The 18,786-nt window shown below is 56.2% G+C and carries 19 protein-coding genes; 5 read left to right on the top strand and 14 right to left on the bottom strand.

Annotation, left to right across the window (positions count from 1 at the left end):
- Nucleotides 1–8: 8 nt before the first annotated feature.
- The 11 genes from F0Q32_RS12170 to F0Q32_RS12120 all read right to left on the bottom strand — a co-directional run bounded on the left by F0Q32_RS12170 (nucleotide 9) and on the right by F0Q32_RS12120 (nucleotide 8,813).
- On the bottom strand, nucleotides 9–803 hold the full coding sequence (locus F0Q32_RS12170; protein ID WP_149463265.1) for an SDR family oxidoreductase: 795 nt from the start codon (nucleotides 801–803) through the stop codon (nucleotides 9–11).
- The gene (locus F0Q32_RS12165) at nucleotides 787–1,557 is read right to left on the bottom strand and encodes an alpha/beta fold hydrolase (RefSeq protein ID WP_149463264.1); all 771 of its coding nucleotides are present in this window, start codon (nucleotides 1,555–1,557) and stop codon (nucleotides 787–789) included. The genes F0Q32_RS12170 and F0Q32_RS12165 overlap by 17 nt, the downstream gene beginning before the upstream one ends.
- 9 nt (nucleotides 1,558–1,566) lie before the next feature.
- On the bottom strand, nucleotides 1,567–2,097 hold the full coding sequence (locus F0Q32_RS12160) for a cupin domain-containing protein (protein ID WP_015963087.1): 531 nt from the start codon (nucleotides 2,095–2,097) through the stop codon (nucleotides 1,567–1,569).
- Nucleotides 2,098–2,107: 10 nt separating this feature from the next.
- A complete protein-coding gene (locus F0Q32_RS12155) occupies nucleotides 2,108–3,364 on the bottom strand; it encodes an MFS transporter (RefSeq protein WP_149463263.1) in 1,257 nt (418 codons plus the stop codon).
- 26 nt (nucleotides 3,365–3,390) lie between these two features.
- The gene (locus tag F0Q32_RS12150; RefSeq protein WP_149463262.1) at nucleotides 3,391–4,587 is read right to left on the bottom strand and encodes an NAD(P)/FAD-dependent oxidoreductase; all 1,197 of its coding nucleotides are present in this window, start codon (nucleotides 4,585–4,587) and stop codon (nucleotides 3,391–3,393) included.
- Nucleotides 4,584–5,510, bottom strand: a complete 927-nt coding sequence (locus F0Q32_RS12145) for a VOC family protein (protein WP_149463261.1) — start codon at nucleotides 5,508–5,510, stop codon at nucleotides 4,584–4,586. The genes F0Q32_RS12150 and F0Q32_RS12145 overlap by 4 nt, the downstream gene beginning before the upstream one ends.
- An 87-nt stretch (nucleotides 5,511–5,597) precedes the next feature.
- Complete coding sequence (locus F0Q32_RS12140; protein ID WP_149463260.1) at nucleotides 5,598–6,386, bottom strand: IclR family transcriptional regulator; 789 nt, start codon at nucleotides 6,384–6,386, stop codon at nucleotides 5,598–5,600.
- Nucleotides 6,387–6,402: 16 nt separating this feature from the next.
- Nucleotides 6,403–7,152: an SDR family oxidoreductase gene (locus F0Q32_RS12135; RefSeq protein ID WP_149463259.1), complete on the bottom strand. Its 750-nt coding sequence runs from the start codon at nucleotides 7,150–7,152 to the stop codon at nucleotides 6,403–6,405.
- Nucleotides 7,152–8,174, bottom strand: coding sequence for an aromatic ring-hydroxylating dioxygenase subunit alpha (locus F0Q32_RS12130; protein WP_015963081.1), 1,023 nt, complete (start codon nucleotides 8,172–8,174; stop codon nucleotides 7,152–7,154). The genes F0Q32_RS12135 and F0Q32_RS12130 overlap by 1 nt, the downstream gene beginning before the upstream one ends.
- A 10-nt stretch (nucleotides 8,175–8,184) precedes the next feature.
- Nucleotides 8,185–8,493 carry a recombinase-like helix-turn-helix domain-containing protein gene (locus F0Q32_RS12125; protein ID WP_149463258.1) on the bottom strand — a complete coding sequence of 103 codons (309 nt, stop codon included), beginning with the start codon at nucleotides 8,491–8,493 and terminating at the stop codon, nucleotides 8,185–8,187.
- The gene (locus tag F0Q32_RS12120; RefSeq protein ID WP_149463257.1) at nucleotides 8,490–8,813 is read right to left on the bottom strand and encodes a non-heme iron oxygenase ferredoxin subunit; all 324 of its coding nucleotides are present in this window, start codon (nucleotides 8,811–8,813) and stop codon (nucleotides 8,490–8,492) included. The genes F0Q32_RS12125 and F0Q32_RS12120 overlap by 4 nt, the downstream gene beginning before the upstream one ends.
- Before the next feature lie 415 nt (nucleotides 8,814–9,228).
- Here F0Q32_RS12120 and F0Q32_RS12115 point away from each other — a divergent pair, with 415 nt between their 5' ends.
- Nucleotides 9,229–10,440, top strand: a complete 1,212-nt coding sequence (locus F0Q32_RS12115; RefSeq protein ID WP_149463452.1) for an MFS transporter — start codon at nucleotides 9,229–9,231, stop codon at nucleotides 10,438–10,440.
- Between the two features lie 4 nt (nucleotides 10,441–10,444).
- Here F0Q32_RS12115 and speB read toward each other — a convergent pair whose 3' ends face one another.
- The 3 genes from speB to yqgB all read right to left on the bottom strand — a co-directional run bounded on the left by speB (nucleotide 10,445) and on the right by yqgB (nucleotide 13,729).
- Nucleotides 10,445–11,365 carry an agmatinase gene (gene speB / locus F0Q32_RS12110; RefSeq protein WP_015963077.1) on the bottom strand — a complete coding sequence of 307 codons (921 nt, stop codon included), beginning with the start codon at nucleotides 11,363–11,365 and terminating at the stop codon, nucleotides 10,445–10,447.
- Between the two features lie 247 nt (nucleotides 11,366–11,612).
- Nucleotides 11,613–13,589 carry a biosynthetic arginine decarboxylase gene (gene speA / locus F0Q32_RS12100; protein ID WP_149463256.1) on the bottom strand — a complete coding sequence of 659 codons (1,977 nt, stop codon included), beginning with the start codon at nucleotides 13,587–13,589 and terminating at the stop codon, nucleotides 11,613–11,615.
- Nucleotides 13,590–13,597: 8 nt separating this feature from the next.
- Nucleotides 13,598–13,729: an acid stress response protein YqgB gene (gene yqgB / locus F0Q32_RS12095; RefSeq protein ID WP_149463255.1), complete on the bottom strand. Its 132-nt coding sequence runs from the start codon at nucleotides 13,727–13,729 to the stop codon at nucleotides 13,598–13,600.
- Between the two features lie 640 nt (nucleotides 13,730–14,369).
- Here yqgB and metK point away from each other — a divergent pair.
- The 4 genes from metK to endA all read left to right on the top strand — a co-directional run bounded on the left by metK (nucleotide 14,370) and on the right by endA (nucleotide 18,703).
- Nucleotides 14,370–15,524 (top strand): methionine adenosyltransferase, encoded by a 1,155-nt coding sequence (metK, locus tag F0Q32_RS12090; protein ID WP_015963075.1) that lies wholly within the window; start codon nucleotides 14,370–14,372, stop codon nucleotides 15,522–15,524.
- 349 nt (nucleotides 15,525–15,873) lie between these two features.
- Nucleotides 15,874–17,268: a galactose/proton symporter gene (gene galP / locus F0Q32_RS12085; protein ID WP_149463254.1), complete on the top strand. Its 1,395-nt coding sequence runs from the start codon at nucleotides 15,874–15,876 to the stop codon at nucleotides 17,266–17,268.
- 132 nt (nucleotides 17,269–17,400) lie between these two features.
- On the top strand, nucleotides 17,401–17,901 hold the full coding sequence (locus F0Q32_RS12080; RefSeq protein WP_149463253.1) for a SprT family zinc-dependent metalloprotease: 501 nt from the start codon (nucleotides 17,401–17,403) through the stop codon (nucleotides 17,899–17,901).
- A gap of 94 nt (nucleotides 17,902–17,995) precedes the next feature.
- Complete coding sequence (gene endA / locus F0Q32_RS12075; protein ID WP_149463252.1) at nucleotides 17,996–18,703, top strand: deoxyribonuclease I; 708 nt, start codon at nucleotides 17,996–17,998, stop codon at nucleotides 18,701–18,703.
- Nucleotides 18,704–18,786: the final 83 nt, after the last annotated feature.

Genomic DNA, 18,786 nt, shown 5'->3' with positions numbered 1-18,786 from the left:
GTTGTTCCTCAAAGGTGACGGCAGAAACCGCCGGAGACATCCAGCGCCGCGCCGGTCGTGAACGAAGCCAGGGGAGATGCCAGGAATAGCAGCGCCTGCGCGGGTTCCTGCGGTTTGCCCAGGCGACCCATCGGAATGCCGCGTTTACGGGCGATGTCACCAGTCCACTCCGGCCAGCTCTGGCTTTTATCGCTGCGCTGCTCATAGCGGCGCTGCCATTGGCCGGATTCCACCATCCCCAGCAGAATGGAATTCACACGGATGCCTTTCTCCACCAGGTCTTTCGACAAGGTGAGCGTCATGTTCAGCAACGCGGCGCGCGCGGCGGAAGTCGCGATCATGTGCTCCTCCGGCTGCAGCGCCAGCAGCGAATTGACGCAGGTGATCGACGCGATATCCGACGCCTCAAGCTGGCTTAAAAACGCCTGCACCGGGTTGATGACGCCAAACAATTTCAGCTCGGCTTCATGCAGCCATGCGCTGCGCGGGGTGTCAGCAAAATGGGCGACAAAGCCCTGCCCGGCGTTGTTGATTAGCATGTCGGCGCGGCCCAGATTCGCCTCAACGGCGGCGGCGAACGCCTGTACATCTTCTTCTTTCAGAACATCACAGCAGGCAGAGAAAACCTCACCCTGCGGAAATTCGTTGAGCAACGCGGCGTGCGCGCTGGCGAGCCTGTCCGGATCGCGGCCACAAAACGCCACTTTTGCGCCTTCGCCCAGTAACAGGCGCAGGGTTTCGAAACCGATTCCCGACGATCCTCCGGTGACTACCGCTACACGCCCTTCAATTTGTGCATTCATCGCGCACCTCTTCCATTGCCTGCAAAAGCCATTGATTAAATGTCGTTTCGTTATCGAGATAGCTGGCATGCCCTGCCTCAGGAACGGCGGTGTAAGGCATACCGTAACGGGCGGCCAGCGCCTGCGCCGCATCCGGTGGCGTGATGGTGTCCTTCTCGCCGCAGCACACGCTGAACGCGCCTCTATACTGTTCTAGCCAGCGGTGAATATCGTCGTGCGCCAGCATCCACGCCGCCGCCAGATACCCTTCGGGACGCAGACGTCGCATCCCTGCCGCCACTGTCGCCACATCGTCCTGGCGTGCCGCCGGTTGCAGCAGTGCCGCCGCGCGGGTTTGTGCGAGGATCTCGCCGCCCATCGCGATTTGCTGTTCCCGGTTGCGCCACACCTGCTCGCGCTTTTCCGCCGTTGCATTGCCGTAACCCTGCGCCGGGTCGGCCAGCAGCAAATGCACTACCCGTTCGGGGTAACGCGCGGCAAACGCGCTGGCCACCAGCGCACCCAGCGAATGCCCCACCAGCACCGTTTGCCAGACGCCCGCCCGGTCAAGCAACAGTGCAAGCGCATCGGCGTAGTCGCCCGCATTCGCTCGTTCTGTTGCCAGCATCGGGCTTTCGCCATAGCCCGGCATATCCCAGGCCAGCACGCGGCAGCCCGGTAGCGCCATCTGCTTATGCCAGGAAGCGGCACCAGAACTGATGCCATGGAGCAGCATCACCGGTACGCCATGGCCCTGTTCACGAAAACCCGTCATCGTCATTCCTTAGTTACGTTTCACTTTCGACAGCGGATGGTCTGCCGGATAGGTTGGGATCTCCGGCTTTTTGGTGCCGAGCATCACGCACATCAGCGCTTCTTCTTCGCCGTGATTAAACAGGCCGCGATAGATCCCCGCCGGAACGGAGATGAGATCGCGCTCGCGCAGTACCGTTTCGGTGTAGTTATCGCCATCCTGAATCATCAGGGTTATCTGCCCTTTCAGCATGAAGAAGACCTCTTCCACGTCATCATGCAGATGCAGCGGGCCTTCACATTTTGATGGCAGCACCATGGTGGAGAAGGTGAAGTGTTCCGCCGCCACGGTGTTGGTATCGCTGGCGACGCCAGTCGCCCCGGTGCCGATATAGCGCATCTGCGCACGGCGATATTTCGGGTCAAAATCGGCCTGGAACTTCAGCGCGTTCCAGTCATATTTTCGGCCTTCAAAGCGGGCAATACGCGACTCCACCCACTCTTCCATGCTCAGATTTTCTGGCTTGATGCCGGTTTTCGCGCTTACGGTTGAATCAGACATGACACACTCCTCAGTAACGTTTAAGCAGCGGCAGTAACAGGACGCACCCTACGGTCGCCATCACCACCAGAAAGATCAGCCCGGAATCCATACTGTGCGTGAAGGCGATCAGCGCCCCCATCACCGCCGGCGATAACGCCCCGGCAAAGTTTCCCAGCCCGTTGAAAATACCGCCCGCTGTGGCGCTCACCCGTGGATGGGTCGCTTTTGCCAGCAGGGCGAAAATATTCGGCGCGCCCACGCCCCACATAAAGGTGCTGAAGCTCATAGCGGCGATGATGGTCAGCGGCGTTTCCAGATGCATGACCGCCGTCAGGCCAATGGCCGCCCCCACCATCGAGATAAAGCAGGCGGCTGCGCGTTTATCGACGCGATCGGAAAGCCACGCGCCTATCACTTCACCCAGCAGCATGGCGATGAATGGCATCGACGACAGCCAGCCCGCATGCTCCAGGTGAATGCCTTTGCCTTTAATCAGGTAACCCGGCAGCCAGCCATTGATGCCCCACAGATAGGTCAGGAAAGCGATGTTAAAGACGCAAATCATCCAGAAGTGAGTGCTGACAAACAGTTCCTGACGCGCCGCCCGACGCTCCTGCTGCGACTGTTGCGTCGGTTCCTGTTTCGCCGCCAGCTGCACGCCACGCAGGCCAATGCGCACCAGAATCAACACCGGGATGGTGAGAAGCGCCATGGTGAAGAAGGTGCTCTGCCAGCCAAAGTTATTAAGCAACCAAATGGAAAGCGGGAAACCAATTGCCGCACCCACGGGCGTACCGAGCAGCCAAAGCATGGTGGCGCGCGCCTGCAAATGCTGCGGGAAGGCTTGGCGCACAATGGCGAACGCCAGCGGGAACAGCGGCCCTTCCGCCACGCCGAGCAGAATGCGCAGCGTTACCATCAGCGTGTAGTTATGCGTAAAGCCCATCATCACCATCAACACACACCACACCACCATCATGCCGGTGAGCAGGCGCAGCGGCGCGATTTTGTCTCCCAGCCCGCTCAGCAGTACGGAGGAAAAACCGTAGCTCAGCAGGAACGCACTCATCAGAATGCCCAGACGCGTGGTGTCGAAGTCGATGCCCATCGCCTGCTGGAAATGGCTGTCAGAAAAGAGTGCGGCAATACTGATTTTGTCGAAAAACGCCAACAGGACGCAGGCCAGCAGCGACAGCGGAATAGCCCAGCGAACGGTCGTTTCAGGCGTGCAGACGCCCTCACCGCGCGCCTCAACGGACGCGGTGTTGTTCTCTAATGTGCTCATGTTCCCCCCTGAGGGTTACGTCGCGGTTAGCGTAGTGACATCAGTGAAAATTCGGGATCGCCCAATGGCTCGGCACTCAGATCGCGTCCGCTCGCTATCCAGCGTTTCGCAAGCTTCACGGTGCGCGGATCGTTAAATGCCACTAGCTGATTCAGCGTGCCGTCAGCGTTGAGCGAGAAGAAAAGCGATCCTTTTTCCTCCCGGCGAACCACCGTCCGGCTGTCCGGCTGCGGAATGCCGAGGATCTGAATATTGTGCTGGTATTGATCCGACCACAGCCACGGCACCTCGTCGTATCCGGGTGCGCTGGCATCCAGCATCGCTTTGGCCGTTGCCACCGCCTGATTCTGCGCAAATGCCCAGGACTGTACGCAAAGGCCGTAACGCACGTGCTGCGCCACATCGCCCACGGCGAAGATCGACGGATCTGACGTGCGCCCATGGGCATCGACCACAATGCCACGATCGGTTTTCAGCCCGGCATCGCGTGCCAGTTCCAGGTTGAGATCGACACCGATCCCTACCACCACCGCATCAAAAATTTCGCGCTGGCCGTCGCAGTGGATCACGGTGTTGTCATTACCCTCATCCAGTTCGATAGCGCCGCATCCGGTGCGTACATCCACGCCCTGCTGCTGATGTATCGCCAGCAGTTCAGCGGAGACTTCCGCACTGACCGAGCGCATACATAGCTCAGGCTGTTGTTCAAACAGAGTGACCGCAATACCGCTTTTGCGCGCCGAGGCGGCAATCTCCAGGCCAATCCAGCCGCCACCGATAATCGCCAGCGTTTGGCTCTCTGACAGACGTTTTTTCAGACGTTGCGCATCCTGCCAGTGGCGCAGGGTATACACCTGCGGATGCGTCGCCCACGCGTCTCCCGGCAGGCGCGCCCGGCCGCCGGTAGCAATCAAAAGCTGGTTGTAGCTGAGTGACTCTCCGTTACTCAACGCAACGGTTTTTGCGTGTGGATCGATAGCCTGCGCGCGAAGCGGACGATACCAGCGCAGGTTCAGCGCCTGCTGCGCGTCCTCGCTAAACAGACGCGGCAGCGTCGGGGATGCTTCCAGCAGCGAGGCTTTCGACAGCGGCGGGCGTTCGTAGAAATCCCACTCCTCTTCCGCTACCACGCAGATCTCGCCGTCGAATCCGTCGTCGCGCAGGGTTTTCGCCGCCCAGCCGCCCGCCTGACCACCGCCGATAATCACGATGCGTGCCGTCATACCGCCTCCGGCTTCTTCTGCTGGCGGCGGGTGTCGTGGTCGATACCGCCTTCCACCGCCCACTCGGTAAAGGAGACCAGCGAATGTTCCAGCTCGCGCGGTTGCCACTTCTCGGTGAGGTAGTCGTCGTTGGTGTAGTACTCAAACGCGCCGCCGGTTGGGCTGTTCACATACCAGAAATAGGCGGAAGAGACCGGATGACGGCCCGGGCCGATAAAGGTGCTCCAGTCATGTTTGTTCATGGCAATACCGCCGCCGATCACTTCGTGGATGTCGCGCACGGTGAAAGCAACGTGATTCAGCCCGCGCTTACGGTTGGGCAATTGCAGCAGGAAGAGATTGTGATGGCCGCCGCGCGCCTGGCAACGCAGGAAGACTGCGCGGTTGATGTAGCGGTCAGAGACCTGGAAGCCCAGCACCTCACGATAGAATTTTTCCACCGCCGCCAGTTCTTCAACAAAGAACACCACGTGGCCGATGTTGATCGGCTCCGCACGATCGTAAACCGGGCTTGGCGTGTCGATGCGGCGCGCATCGCCCCACTGGTTAATCGGCTCTACGTTGAGTTCAACTGCCTGCTGCTGGCTAACCTGCACGCGCAGGGTCATGCCGTTCGGGTCACGGCATTCCAGCGCACCGTCCACCTCACGAAAACCCGGCTGGCTGGCAAGCTTCGGGCGCAACGCATCCAGTTCCGCCTGGCTCGCCACGCCCCAGGTCATGCGACGCAGCGTATTGCCCGCTTCAAAAGCGTCCGGCAGCGTGGGGGTATCCTGCGGATTCAGCTCAACGCTTGCACCGCTCAGGGTGGTGAAACGACGCCCGCTGGCATCGCCTTTCAGGCCAAAATCGGCCATAAATTTCGCGCTATGGGCCACGTCATCGACGCCAAATTCCAGCTTTTCAATTCCGATTACACTCATGGTTCGTTGCCTCTTTGCCGCCCCACGCCCAGATTTGGGCGTAAAGCATGCCCGACGCCATTCAGCGCCTGCATCTAACTGGTTGATTTAACTGGCTTGTGACAGATACCCTAAAAAGCCAGAGATTTTGTCCGCCGCCATGCGAACGTCGTTTTGCAACCGACAGCGATCGGTTTGCGGCACCTGTTCCGAGGGCACCAGAATGCTCACGACCGCCGCCACGCGCCCGCTGCGGTCATAAACCGGATAGACGATGGAGGAGATCCCTTCGCGGAAGAATGATTCGCCAATCACGTAGCCGCGCGCTTTATCTTCCTGCACCATTTGCCACAACGCTTCCCGATCATGCGGCTGACCCAGCGTATTCCCCGGCAAACGTTCATTCGGGAAAATCTGTTCAAACTCGCTGCGCGACACATCCGTCAGCAGCATGCGGCCCAGCGATGTGCAGTGCACCGGCAGGCGTGTGCCGATACTGACATGGTTGATACGCGAACCGGCGGCGCTGACGCGGGCGATATAGATAATGTCGCGTCCGTCGCGGATCGCCAGGTGGCTGCTGCACTGGCTACTGTCGCGCAGTTGCTCAATGACTGGCTGCCCGACCTGCGCCACATCCAGCGAGGCGATATATTCAAAGCCAAGACGCAGCACGTTCATCCCAAGAGAAAAGGTATTAGTACGCGGGTTGCGCTCCAGAAACCCCATGTACTCCAGCGTCTGAACCACGCGATAAGCCGTCGCTTTCGGCATATCCACCAGCCGATGCAGCTCGGCGAAGGTCAGGTCGCGGTGCTGTTCACCAAAGGCCAGCAGCAGTTGTAAACCGCGCTCCAGACCGGGCACCAGGTACTTTATTTCGTGCTCGTTCGCCATACTGCCTCCGCCCTGATCAGTTAAAAATAAAGCCGCCGTTGACCGGAATAAGCTGCCCGGTTACAAACCCGGAGAGATCGCTCAGCAGCCACAATACGCTGCCAGTGACATCTTCCGGCTGCTGCGCGCCCGACAGCGCCCGGCCATTTTCATACAATTGATGACGCTCGGCGGGCACGTATTCTGTGGCTTCCACGCGGGTCAGACCCGGCGCAATAGCATTGATATGGATGCGTTTTTCGCCCAGTTCACGCGCCATTGAACGCGTCATGGCAATCACCGCGCCCTTACTGGCAACATAGGCCATCAGACGCGGCGCGCCCCACAGGGCAGTGTCCGAGGCCACGTTAACGATCCCCGATCCTTCACGCAGCAGTGGTACGGCGGCGCGGGTCACCAGCCAGGTGCCTTTGACGTTGACGTTCATCACCCGATCCCAGAGATCCGGATCGTAGTCGATCATATTTTTGCCGCCGACGCCGGTCGCCATTGCCGCGTTATTCACCAGCCCGTCGATCGCCCCACGTTCAGCGATGGCGGAAAATGTGGCGTCAATGGAGGCGCTATCGGCTAAATCAATCACGTAATCTTCAATACGGTAGCCCTGCTCACGCAGGCTGTGCGCGCTTTCCGCTAGCTCGCCGGCGAGGATGTCGCACATCACAACCGTTGCGCCCTGCTCTGCGCAGGCTTTGGCAAAGTGGAAGCCGAGCCCGCGTGCCGCACCGGTTACCACGATACGCTTGCCGTCGAGTAAACCGTGCATCAGGCCGCTCCCTGCTGCGCATCGCGCGTCGCCAACTGCTCTTTGGCCGCTTTCTGCATCATGCGGCGCAGGCGGGAAAGGCCGACATCATGCTGATAGAGATATTCATGATCGCGGGCGTTCGGCGCCAGACTTTCCAGCACGACGCGATCCTGCTCCAGCACTTCCCAGTGCAGTTTTTCCAGGCGATTGCGGTACATGAAACGCCAGAGATCGCGCTGCCAGCCCTGTACGCGGCGAATACGCCAGAAGAAGACGCGGCAGTTGTCGTTATCTTCCGGCACCACCATACCGACTATCCAGAAGTGACCGCCCGGCCCAAAACGTCTTTTATACGGAATGGAGAGACGCATCCAGTAAGTGCCGCTATTGCCCAGCTCAACCCAGTCAAAGTTGACGCCGCTCTGCCCTTTTTTCTCGAAGATGAAGCCGGTTTGGGTCGGTTGCAGCACCATGTCGGCTTTGCGATCGCCTTCCGCCATCGAGTGCGAAGACGAGTGAAGGTAGGTGCCGTGCATCGGGTCCATCACGTTTTCCAGCGCGTACTGGTAATTGCATTTCCACGCGGCGGAACAGAGGAAGTTGCTGTAGCTTTCGGTGTCCGCCAGCTCTTCCGGGAAGGTGAGTTCTTCCGGCTGTTGATCAGCGGTGACGCCAAACCACAGGAAAATCGCGCCGTGCGCTTCCTGCACGTTGTAGCTGCGTACGCACTGCTGACCGACCAGCGGGCAGCGATCCACCGCCGGAACATCTTTCACTTCACCGTTGCCCGCTACTTCCACGCCGTGGTACCAGCAGGCAATACGGTCGCCGAGGTTCCAGCCCATCGACAGACGCGCGCCACGGTGCGGGCAGCGATCTTCCAGCGCCTGTACCTGACCATCTTTGTTACGCCACACCACAATTTGTTCGCCCAGGCGGGTGATCCCGACCGGCGCGGACTGGACTTCCCAGCTCGCCAGAACCGGATACCACAAACCGCGTAACCCTTTATCGAGATAGCTCTGTACTGTTGTTGTCATCACCCGCCCCTCAGTAACCGTTAACCTGTAAGAATGCCTGGAAGCTGTCATCGCTCCATGGCGCGCCCTGCTGGTCGTACATGCGAATCGCGTTCAGCCCGTTGACCAGTTCCGGCAGCGTCTCCACGCCCTGTTCGAACAACTCTTCCAGCGCGGTAATCAGCAGCAGTTCCCAGTTCTCCGGCACGCGGCTGCGGGTTTGCCAGATGATGTTTTGGTAATCACCCGGTTTATGAATGTTGCCGTTACCGCCTTCTGCGGGCGGGGTAAACTGGCGGCGTTCCGGCAACGCCGGGTTGAAATCCAGGGTTTCGCTCATGCCACGGTCTCCTCAATGAAAGTGATCTGAATTTGGTTTTCGACTACCCGTACCGGGTAGCGATTCAGGTTGCGGCCACCGGGCCCGTGCAGGCACTGGCCGGTTTTAACGTCGAACACCGCTTCATGCAGCGGACATTCCACTTTTCCCTCTTCGACAAACCCCTGACTCAACAGCGCGTAAGCGTGAGGACAAACGTCTTCCAGCGCGTAAAACTCGCCATCGACCAGATAAATACCGATCTCTTTACCTTCAATGTTGCCGCTATAAGGGAAATCTTCCTGTACCTGCTCCGCGTCACATACGCCTATCCAGCTCATCGCATTCCTCCAGGCCTTTGTTTCATATATGAAACTGTGTTTCTTATTTAATACGCTCAATATAAAAGCGGTGAATGTTTCGTCAAGCGCAAATGTGACGTTTTTGTTAAGTGAAATGCAATTAATTAGCTAAGTGTGTAATCGATCACGAAAAACTGCATCGATATGAAATTGTGATTTATGAAGGTGTAAAGAATCGGTTTTATAAATAGCGTGATATTCACTTTCAAAGATATTGACTTTTGCAGAATGCGATTATTAATAAATAGCACAAGGCTTCGCCGTTCAGTTTCACAGGTGAAACTGTAAAATAAATTTGTCTTTAATATCAATCCGTTTCACTGGTAATACATTTTCAACGTGAAACTATAAATGCAAAATAATAAATAACATTTGTGGCAGGAGAAATGAGATGATTTCAGCACGCTGGCAGGGCGTCATCGCGTTATTGTTTCTAATTGTGATTTCTTATGTCGATAGGGTAAATATTTCGGTGATGATTCTCAACGCCGATTTTGTCAATCACTTCCATATAAATGAAAACAGAATGTTACAAGGAATGTTAATGACATTCTTTCTTCTGGGTTATGGATTATCGGCTTTACTATTAACTCCCGTAATGGAAAGTAAGCTCGATTATCGCCAGGGACTGTTGATCAGCATCGCGGTTTGGGCGCTGGTTTGCGCCATCTCTCCCCTACTCGGATCGCTATTCGGCATGCTTATCGCACGCGTGATCCTCGGCATTGCTGAAGGGCCGCTCTTTTCATTGAAGACACGTTACATCAGCGACCACTTTGCCGCGCAGGAGATTGGCAAACCGAACGCCGTAAGCGCCCTGGGTGTATCGCTCGGGCTGGCAGTTGGCTTCCCGCTGGTCACGTTTCTGATGCAGCATCTGGGCTGGATGGGGTCGTTTTATGCGCTTGCCGCGCTGAATCTGCTGCTGGGTGGCGGGCTGATTTATCACTTTCTGCCCGCGCCACAGAAAGCGAATCCCACCAGCAAAAAAGGGTTGAGCGAGACTTTTATGCTGGCCTGGCGCACGCCGTTGCTCGGCTGGATCCTGCTGGTTGAGATTGCCACCCTGAGCTATCTGTGGGGCAGCAGCGCGTGGCTTCCGGCCTGGCTACGCGATGAGCATCACTTCTCGCTGCACGCGACCGGTTTTCTGGCCGCCATTCCGTTTCTGCTGAGTCTGGGGTCAAAATTTTTAGGAGGGGTTCTGCTCGATAAACTACGCCCGGAACAGGCCCCGCTGCTGTTCGTCGCCGGTGGCGCGCTGACGGCGTGCTCGGTGCTGGCGCTCATGCTCAGCCATCAGCCTGCTATGCTGGGGCTATTTTTACTCTCGGCCAATATTTTCTGGGGATTACAGGGCGCAGCCATTCCGGCGGTAGTACAGCATCACGCGGCGCACGATGCGGTGGGCAGTGCCTATGGAATCATTAACGGGATTGGCAATATTTGCGCGGCGTTTATTCCGCTCCTGATGGGCGTCGTGATGAAATATGCGGGGTCGGTGAGCGCTGGATTTTCAGTTCTGGTGGCGTCGCAAATCGTGACGCTGCTGGCGGGCGGTATGTTGCTGCTGCGCATGCGTCGCGCAGCAGCGGTAAGCGCGTAACGAATTACTCGCCTTTTTTGGCAGCCTGGATGTAAAGCATTTCCAGGGCGAGGGTCGCGGCTGCCAGCGCGGTGATTTCCGACTGATCGTAGGCTGGCGCCACTTCCACAACATCCATACCCACGATGTTGAGATCTTTCAGGCCGCGCACCAGTTTGATGGCGCGGTCAGAGGTCAGGCCGCCGATCACCGGCGTACCGGTCCCTGGCGCGAAAGCCGGGTCGAGGCAGTCGATATCGAACGTCAGATAAACCGGCATATCACCGACAATCTGTTTCACCTGGGCGATGATGTCATCAGCGGTGCGATCGTTCACCTGGCAGGCGTCCAGTACGGTGAAACCGTTGTCTTTATCGAACTCGGTACGGATACCAATCTGCACGGAATGATTCGGGTCGATCAGACCTTCGTTCGGCGCGGTATAGAACATGGTGCCATGGTCGAATTCACAGCCGTTCGCATAGGTGTCGGTGTGGGCATCAAAATGCACCAGCGCCATTTTACCAAAGTGTTTCGCGTGCGCGCGTAACAGCGGCAGCGTAACGAAGTGGTCACCCCCGAAGGAGAGCATGCGTTTGCCTGCGGCCAGCAGTTTTTCTGCGTGCGCCTGCAGTTTTTCGCTCATTTCACGGGCATCGCCAAAGGCATACACCAGGTCGCCGCAGTCAACAACGTTCAGGCGTTCGCGCATATCGAAGTTCCACGGGAAGCGGTTGTGCTCCCAGGCGAGGTTGGTCGACACCTGACGGATCGCCGCCGGGCCGTGGCGGCCACCGGCACGACCCGAGGTCGCCATATCAAACGGTACGCCAGTGATCACCCAGTCGGCGTCGCTGTCATACGGTTGGAAGTTCAGCGGCAGACGTAAAAAACCAAATGCGTTAGATACCAGAGAGTTATCGTACTGATTTCCTAAGGTACTCATGGCTATGACCTCATCTAAAGTCGGTAAAAAAAATCCCCTCCGCGTCGTTAGGCCCGACGAGGAAGGGATTGATTTGGATTACAGCTTGTTGGGGCGAATTATCGCCGTTATTTTGCGCGGGTTCAAGTGAGTGTAGCAAATGTGCGGTCTGATGCCCTCACCCCGGCCCTCTCCCACAGGGAGAGGGAGAAAACCCGCACGCTCTGTCCCCTCTCCCTCAGGGAGAGGGTTAGGGTGAGGGTGTCTGTTACTCGTCTTCCAGGTACGTATACCCGTAAAGCCCCGCTTCAAACTCTTCCAGGAACTGCTGTTGCAGCGCGTCGTCCAGACCGGTGTTTTTCACCTGATCGCGGAACTGAGTCAGCAGCGTGTTGGGGTCAAGCTGCACGTATTGCAGCATATCCGCCACCGTGTCGCCTTCATCAGACAGCTCGACTTCTACGCTACCGTCAGGGAAGACAAACACGTCAACCGCTTCGGTATCGCCGAACAGGTTGTGCATATTGCCGAGGATCTCCTGATACGCACCAACCATGAAGAAGCCCAGCATCGGTGGGTTGTCCACGTCGTACTGCGGCATTGGCATGGTGGTGGCAATCCCGTCGCCGTCGACGTAATGATCAATCGCGCCATCGGAATCACAGGTGATATCCAGCAGCACCGCGCGGCGCTCCGGTACCTGATTTAAGCCTTCCAGCGGCATCACCGGGAACAGCTGATCGATACCCCACGCATCCGGCATCGACTGGAACAGAGAGAAGTTGACGTAAATTTTATCCGCCATACGTTCCTGCAGTTCATCGATAATTGGGCGATGCGCGCGGTTGCTAGGGTCAAGCTGTTTCTGCACTTCGTGGCACATGTTCAGATAAAGCTGCTCTGCCCATGCACGTTCTTTGAGGCTGAATGTGCCGGAGGAGTAACCAATATGAATGTCGTGCAGATCCATCTGGCTGTCGTGCAGCCATTCGCGCAGCGAGCGGCGCGTGCCGGGTTCATGCATCTCCTGCCAGGTTTCCCACATGCTTTGCAGCGCACGCGGGGCGTCGTCAGCAGGCGGGGTCGCCTCGGTATATTCGTTGCGCTCAACGCCGATGATGTTCGACACCAGCACCGTGTGGTGCGCGGTAACCGCGCGGCCAGATTCGGTGATCACCGTCGGGTGCGGCAGGCCGTTCTCTTCACAGGCATCGCCAATCGCCCAAATGATGTTGTTGGCGTATTCGTTAAGACCGTAGTTTACCGAGCAATCGGACTGGGAACGTGTCCCTTCATAGTCAACGCCCAGGCCGCCGCCGACGTCGAAGCACTGGATGTTCACACCCAGTTTATGCAACTCAACGTAGAAACGCGCCGATTCACGCACGCCAGTGGCGATGTCGCGAATATTGGCCATCTGAGAACCCAGATGGAAATGCAGCAGTTGCAGGCTGTCGAGATGGCCTGCGTCACGCAGAATATCCACCAGTTGCAGCACCTGCGTTGCCGCCAGGCCAAATTTGGATTTCTCACCGCCAGAAGACTGCCATTTACCAGAGCCCTGCGAGGCCAGACGCGCACGCACGCCAAGGCGCGGTACAACGTTCAGTCGTTCGGCTTCTTCCAGCACGATGGCGATTTCGGACATCTTTTCGATAACCAGATAGACCTTATGGCCCATCTTCTCGCCCACCAGCGCCATACGAATGTATTCACGGTCTTTGTAGCCGTTACACACAATCACGCTGCGGGTCATGCCGGCATGCGCCAGTACAGCCATCAGTTCCGCTTTCGAACCTGCTTCGAGCCCCAGCGGTTCGCCGGAGTGGATCAGGGATTCAATGACGCGGCGATGCTGGTTTACCTTGATCGGGTAGACCAGGAAATAATCGCCGTTGTAACCATAAGACTCACGCGCGCGCTTAAACGCGGCGTTAATCGAGCGCAAACGGTGCTGGAGGATCTGCGGGAAGCAGAACAGCGCAGGCAGGCGCTGCCCCTGCGCTTCACGCGCTTTTACCAGCTGCGCCAGGTCAACGCGAGCTTGCGGAACGTCCGGGTCAGGGCATACGCTGATATGGCCTAACTCGTTGACGTCATAGTAGTTATTGCCCCACCAGGCAATGTTGTATGTGCGTAGCATCTTGCTTGCTTCCTGGGAGCTCATCGCAACCTCCTGCATGGAACGTAGTACACCTTGTTCGCCCGCTGACGAAGGCAAACCCATAGACATGTCGTCAGACATAGCGAACCTCAATAATTTGTATCTAGTGTAAAACAGTTAACTACTATCGCAGCGTAACGATGCGATAACAACCCATATACAGCCTGATTTCCCAGCGCGTTATGCTGGTGCATCGACTGTGCGACCGGTTTCTTGTTCATATCATTGTAAAACACACAACCGAACTTAAGACGATGTTCGGAGAAACCACGAGAAATCTCTTGCCGTTGCAAGAGCGCCCTTGTTCAGTTCCGGAAAGCCTGGCCGGCCCTGGAGTCCTGAGAAGCGCCGAAATGGGTAAAACATCGGCAGGTATACAAAGCAGAGATACTGAGAACGGGAGTCGGGTTCACACCAGGACGGTGTGACAGAATTGGCACAATACAACGGTTCATTATTTGATATCACCTCCACGCCAGCCCCGCAGAGCTTGCTATAGCCAAAAAACGCATGTTTTAGCCCGGCTGGAAGTGGCGTCACGAAATCAATTCGTGCACTTTTTTGGTATGAGCCGCGCGCCGCGTTTTATACCGGGAAGACGGGTAAAAAGCAAAATAAAAATACGGGCTCTGCCAGCAATGTCAGGAAAAATTTCCACCTTGCGTTGCGCAAGAATGCGAGCCAAATCAAAAAACGCTGGAAATCGGATTAAGAAGTAACCTAGAATAGCCGTCCAGAAGTTAATCCGTCTATACTGACTTCTTGTGTGCCGACCTGCTGCCCTGTTTTTTGCGCATCGCATCGCGCGGGCACCGCCACATGAAGCTTATCTAACTCTATTTTTTCCAGGGTGAAGAAATTATGGCAAAACACCTATTTACGTCCGAGTCTGTATCCGAAGGGCATCCTGACAAAATTGCGGACCAAATCTCCGACGCTGTGCTTGACGCTATCCTCGAACAGGACCCGAAAGCGCGCGTAGCCTGTGAAACCTACGTAAAAACAGGCATGGTTTTGGTTGGCGGTGAGATCACCACCAGCGCATGGGTTGATATCGAAGAGATCACCCGTAACACCGTTCGCGAAATTGGCTATGTGCATTCGGATATGGGCTTTGACGCCAATTCCTGTGCCGTACTGAGCGCAATTGGTAAACAGTCTCCGGACATCAACCAGGGCGTTGACCGTTCTGACCCGCTGGAACAGGGCGCGGGCGACCAGGGCCTGATGTTTGGTTATGCAACCAACGAAACCGACGTGCTGATGCCAGCGCCGATCACCTACGCACACCGTTTGGTGCAGCGTCAGGCTGAAGTGCGTAAAAACGGCACGCTGCCATGGCTGCGTCCGGATGCGAAAAGCCAGGTCACCTTCCAGTATGACGACGGTAAAATCGTCGGTATTGATGCGGTCGTCCTGTCCACCCAGCACGCTGAAAGCATCGATCAGAAATCCCTGCAAGAAGCAGTGATGGAAGAGATCATCAAGCCAGTTCTGCCGACTGAATGGCTGAACGCGTCTACTAAATTCTTCATCAACCCAACCGGTCGTTTCGTGATCGGCGGCCCGATGGGCGACTGCGGTCTGACCGGTCGTAAAATTATCGTTGATACCTACGGCGGCATGGCGCGTCACGGCGGCGGCGCATTCTCTGGTAAAGATCCGTCTAAAGTTGACCGTTCCGCAGCGTACGCGGCACGTTATGTAGCGAAAAACATCGTTGCTGCGGGCCTGGCTGACCGTTGTGAAATTCAGGTTTCCTACGCAATAGGCGTGGCAGAACCGACGTCCATCATGGTGGAAACCTTCGGTACTGAGAAAGTGCCTTCTGAACAACTGACCCTGCTGGTGCGCGAGTTCTTCGACCTGCGTCCATACGGCCTGATTCAGATGCTGGATCTGCTGCACCCGATCTACAAAGAGACCGCAGCTTACGGCCACTTTGGCCGCGAACATTTCCCGTGGGAAAAAACCGACAAAGCGGCGCTGCTGCGCGATGCTGCCGGCCTGAAATAATCTCACCACCGTCTTGCCTGAAGGCCAGCCTCGCGCTGGCCTTTTTTTATTTCTAACGCGCGATTTATGAAAGCGATTACACGCCACAGCCTGTCAAGCCAATTGACGTAGCCAGGCATGTTACATAGCAAATGCTCTGTTGTTACATTTATTTTTCAGGCTAATCTTAAGTATTATTTTTTCCCGCCACATTTCACAATTAACCATTTGATTACTATAATTTTTAATGCATAGTCACTGTGAATGATAGTGTAAGCGATTACACTCATGTGATTACTATCACATCTTTTTACGCCTGACTCACTTAACCTTTACATCGACCAATCTAATAATTCAAATGGAGGGCATAATGCCTGACAATAAAAAACAGGGGCGTTCTAACAAGACAATGACCTTCTTTGTCTGCTTCCTGGCCGCCCTGGCCGGACTTCTCTTCGGTCTTGATATTGGTGTTATTGCCGGTGCCCTACCCTTTATCACCGATGAATTTCAGATTTCTCCACACACCCAGGAGTGGGTGGTCAGTTCCATGATGTTTGGTGCCGCAATTGGTGCGGTCGGCAGTGGCTGGCTCTCCTTCCGACTTGGGCGTAAAAAAAGCCTGATGATTGGCGCCATCCTGTTTGTTCTCGGTTCGCTGTTCTCCGCTGCCGCGCCAAACCCGGAAGTGCTGATTATCTCTCGCGTGCTGTTGGGCCTGGCCGTGGGTGTCGCATCTTATACCGCGCCACTCTATCTGTCTGAAATCGCACCGGAAAAAATTCGCGGCAGTATGATTTCTATGTACCAGTTGATGATTACCATCGGTATCCTCGGCGCATACCTGTCAGATACCGCATTCAGCTACTCTGGCGCATGGCGCTGGATGCTGGGCGTGATTATCATTCCGGCGATTCTGCTGCTGATTGGCGTATTCTTCCTTCCGGACAGCCCACGCTGGTTCGCGGCCAAACGCCGCTTCCACGACGCGGAACGCGTACTGCTTCGTCTGCGCGATACCAGCGCGGAAGCGAAACGCGAGCTGGATGAAATCCGTGAAAGCCTGCAGGTCAAACAGAGTGGCTGGGCGCTGTTTAAAGAGAACAGCAACTTCCGCCGCGCGGTGTTCCTGGGCGTGCTGTTACAGGTAATGCAGCAGTTCACCGGGATGAACGTCATCATGTATTACGCGCCGAAAATCTTCGAACTGGCGGGTTATACCAACACACACGAACAGATGTGGGGCACGGTTATCGTCGGCCTGACCAACGTACTGGCGACCTTTATTGCCATCGGGCTGGTTGACCGCTGGGGCCGTAAACCAACGCTGACGCTGGGCTTCCTGGTGATGGCCATCGGCATGGGCGTACTGGGTACAATGATGCACGTCGGTATCCATTCGCCGTCTGCACAGTACTTCGCGATTGCCATGCTGCTGATGTTTATCGTGGGTTTCGCCATGAGCGCCGGCCCGCTGATTTGGGTACTGTGTTCAGAAATTCAGCCGCTGAAAGGCCGCGATTTCGGCATCACCTGCTCTACCGCGACCAACTGGATTGCCAACATGATCGTCGGCGCAACGTTCCTGACCATGCTCAACTCGCTGGGCAACGCTAACACCTTCTGGGTTTACGCCGGTCTGAACTTGTTCTTCATCGTCCTGACTATCTGGCTGGTTCCGGAAACCAAACATGTGTCGCTGGAACATATTGAACGTAACCTGATGAAAGGTCGCAAGCTGCGCGAAATCGGCGCACACGACTAATCTCCCCCTGGTGTGTCGGGTGGCGCTGCGCTTACCCGACCTACCTATCATCTTGTATGCCCGATGTGCGAAGCGCCATTGGGCAAACCTTCCTCTTGCACTTGCCCTGCTTCCCGCTCTATCCTCTGCTCCATGAAAAGCCCTCGAATTCCTATCGCCCTCCAGCAAAGTGTGATGCGTTGTCTGCGGGAAAATCTTGCCAAAGCAAATCTTGCGCTCAAGCGTAACTACCCCGAGCCAAAGCTGGTTTATCAACAGCGCGGCACCTCGGCGGGTACCGCGTGGTTGCAGGAGTATGAAATTCGCCTCAATCCGGTACTGCTGGCGGAAAATCAGCAGGCATTTATTGATGAAGTGGTTCCGCACGAACTGGCGCATCTGCTGGTCTGGAAACACTTTGGCCGCGTCGCGCCGCACGGGAAAGAGTGGAAATGGATGATGGAAGCCGTACTCGGCGTTCCGGCACGCCGTACGCATCAGTTTGAACTGAGCTCAATACGCAGCAAAACCTTCCCCTACCGCTGCCGCTGCCAGCTGCATCAATTGACCATTCGCCGCCATAATCGCGTGGTGCGCGGTGAAGCGACCTATCGCTGTGTACACTGCGGCGAGCCATTAGTTGCCGAATTGTAACTGATGGAATTTTCTGGAAGTTTTCTGATCTGACTGATTGCATCTGACCGGTGCTTTCGCTACGTTGCGGGCTCGTTTTGAGACGGAGTTCGTGATGTCCCCTAAAGTAGCATTCGCAGTCGTGTTTTTAACGGCGGCGCTCTCAGGCCAGGCGCTGGCCGAAGGTATCAAAAGTTTTTCCCAGGCCAAAACCGCTGGCGTAAAAGTTAACAGCGATGTCCCGGGTGATTTCTACTGCGGCTGTAAAATTAACTGGCAGGGTAAGAAAGGCGTCATTGACCTTGAGTCCTGCGGTTACAAAGTGCGTAAAAATGAAAACCGCGCCAGCCGCGTTGAATGGGAACACGTGATGCCCGCCTGGCAGTTTGGTCACCAGCGTCAGTGCTGGCAGGATGGCGGGCGGAAAAACTGCGCCAAAGATCCGCTGTACCGCAAAATTGAAAGCGATATGCATAACCTGCAACCGGCGGTCGGAGAGGTGAACGGCGATCGCGGTAACTTTATGTATAGCCAGTGGAACGGCGGCGAAGGCCAGTACGGTCAGTGCGCCATGAAGGTAAACTTTAAAGAGAAAGTGGCCGAGCCGCCGACACGCTCGCGCGGCGCCATTGCCCGCACCTACTTCTATATGCGTGACACGTATCAAATCAATCTTTCCCGCCAGCAGACGCAGCTTTTCAACGCGTGGAATAAGCTGTATCCGGTCAGTGAATGGGAGTGCGAGCGCGACAGGCGCATCGCCAAAATTCAGGGTAACCATAACCCTTACGTGTTGCAGGCTTGCCAGGCGCAAAAGAGCTAACCTACACTAGCGGCTAATTGTTTAATTTTCTGCCGGACATTTCCCCCTCACCCTGGCTCTCTTCCTCAGGGAGAGGGAACGGG

Source organism: Pseudocitrobacter sp. 73, from assembly GCF_008369545.1.
In the GTDB taxonomy this organism is placed as follows: Bacteria; Pseudomonadota; Gammaproteobacteria; order Enterobacterales; family Enterobacteriaceae; genus Pseudocitrobacter; species Pseudocitrobacter vendiensis.
Note: the sequence above shows the minus strand (reverse complement) of the source record. Positions and strands in the feature narration are given on the sequence as shown.

Bases quoted from the DNA above. Each gene is read 5' to 3' on its own strand.
- F0Q32_RS12170 (WP_149463265.1), bottom strand. From the start codon at position 803: ATGAATGCACAAATTGAAGGGCGTGTAGCGGTAGTCACCGGAGGATCG.
- F0Q32_RS12080 (WP_149463253.1), top strand. From the start codon at position 17,401: ATGAAAAGCCCTCGAATTCCTATCGCCCTCCAGCAAAGTGTGATGCGT.
- F0Q32_RS12155 (WP_149463263.1), bottom strand. From the start codon at position 3,364: ATGAGCACATTAGAGAACAACACCGCGTCCGTTGAGGCGCGCGGTGAG.
- F0Q32_RS12150 (WP_149463262.1), bottom strand. From the start codon at position 4,587: ATGACGGCACGCATCGTGATTATCGGCGGTGGTCAGGCGGGCGGCTGG.
- F0Q32_RS12140 (WP_149463260.1), bottom strand. From the start codon at position 6,386: ATGGCGAACGAGCACGAAATAAAGTACCTGGTGCCCGGTCTGGAGCGC.
- F0Q32_RS12130 (WP_015963081.1), bottom strand. From the start codon at position 8,174: ATGACAACAACAGTACAGAGCTATCTCGATAAAGGGTTACGCGGTTTG.
- metK (WP_015963075.1), top strand. From the start codon at position 14,370: ATGGCAAAACACCTATTTACGTCCGAGTCTGTATCCGAAGGGCATCCT.
- endA (WP_149463252.1), top strand. From the start codon at position 17,996: ATGTCCCCTAAAGTAGCATTCGCAGTCGTGTTTTTAACGGCGGCGCTC.
- F0Q32_RS12145 (WP_149463261.1), bottom strand. From the start codon at position 5,510: ATGAGTGTAATCGGAATTGAAAAGCTGGAATTTGGCGTCGATGACGTG.
- F0Q32_RS12135 (WP_149463259.1), bottom strand. From the start codon at position 7,152: ATGCACGGTTTACTCGACGGCAAGCGTATCGTGGTAACCGGTGCGGCA.
- yqgB (WP_149463255.1), bottom strand. From the start codon at position 13,729: ATGAACAAGAAACCGGTCGCACAGTCGATGCACCAGCATAACGCGCTG.
- galP (WP_149463254.1), top strand. From the start codon at position 15,874: ATGCCTGACAATAAAAAACAGGGGCGTTCTAACAAGACAATGACCTTC.
- F0Q32_RS12120 (WP_149463257.1), bottom strand. From the start codon at position 8,813: ATGAGCTGGATAGGCGTATGTGACGCGGAGCAGGTACAGGAAGATTTC.
- F0Q32_RS12165 (WP_149463264.1), bottom strand. From the start codon at position 1,557: ATGACGGGTTTTCGTGAACAGGGCCATGGCGTACCGGTGATGCTGCTC.
- F0Q32_RS12160 (WP_015963087.1), bottom strand. From the start codon at position 2,097: ATGTCTGATTCAACCGTAAGCGCGAAAACCGGCATCAAGCCAGAAAAT.
- speB (WP_015963077.1), bottom strand. From the start codon at position 11,365: ATGAGTACCTTAGGAAATCAGTACGATAACTCTCTGGTATCTAACGCA.
- F0Q32_RS12125 (WP_149463258.1), bottom strand. From the start codon at position 8,493: ATGAGCGAAACCCTGGATTTCAACCCGGCGTTGCCGGAACGCCGCCAG.
- speA (WP_149463256.1), bottom strand. From the start codon at position 13,589: ATGTCTGACGACATGTCTATGGGTTTGCCTTCGTCAGCGGGCGAACAA.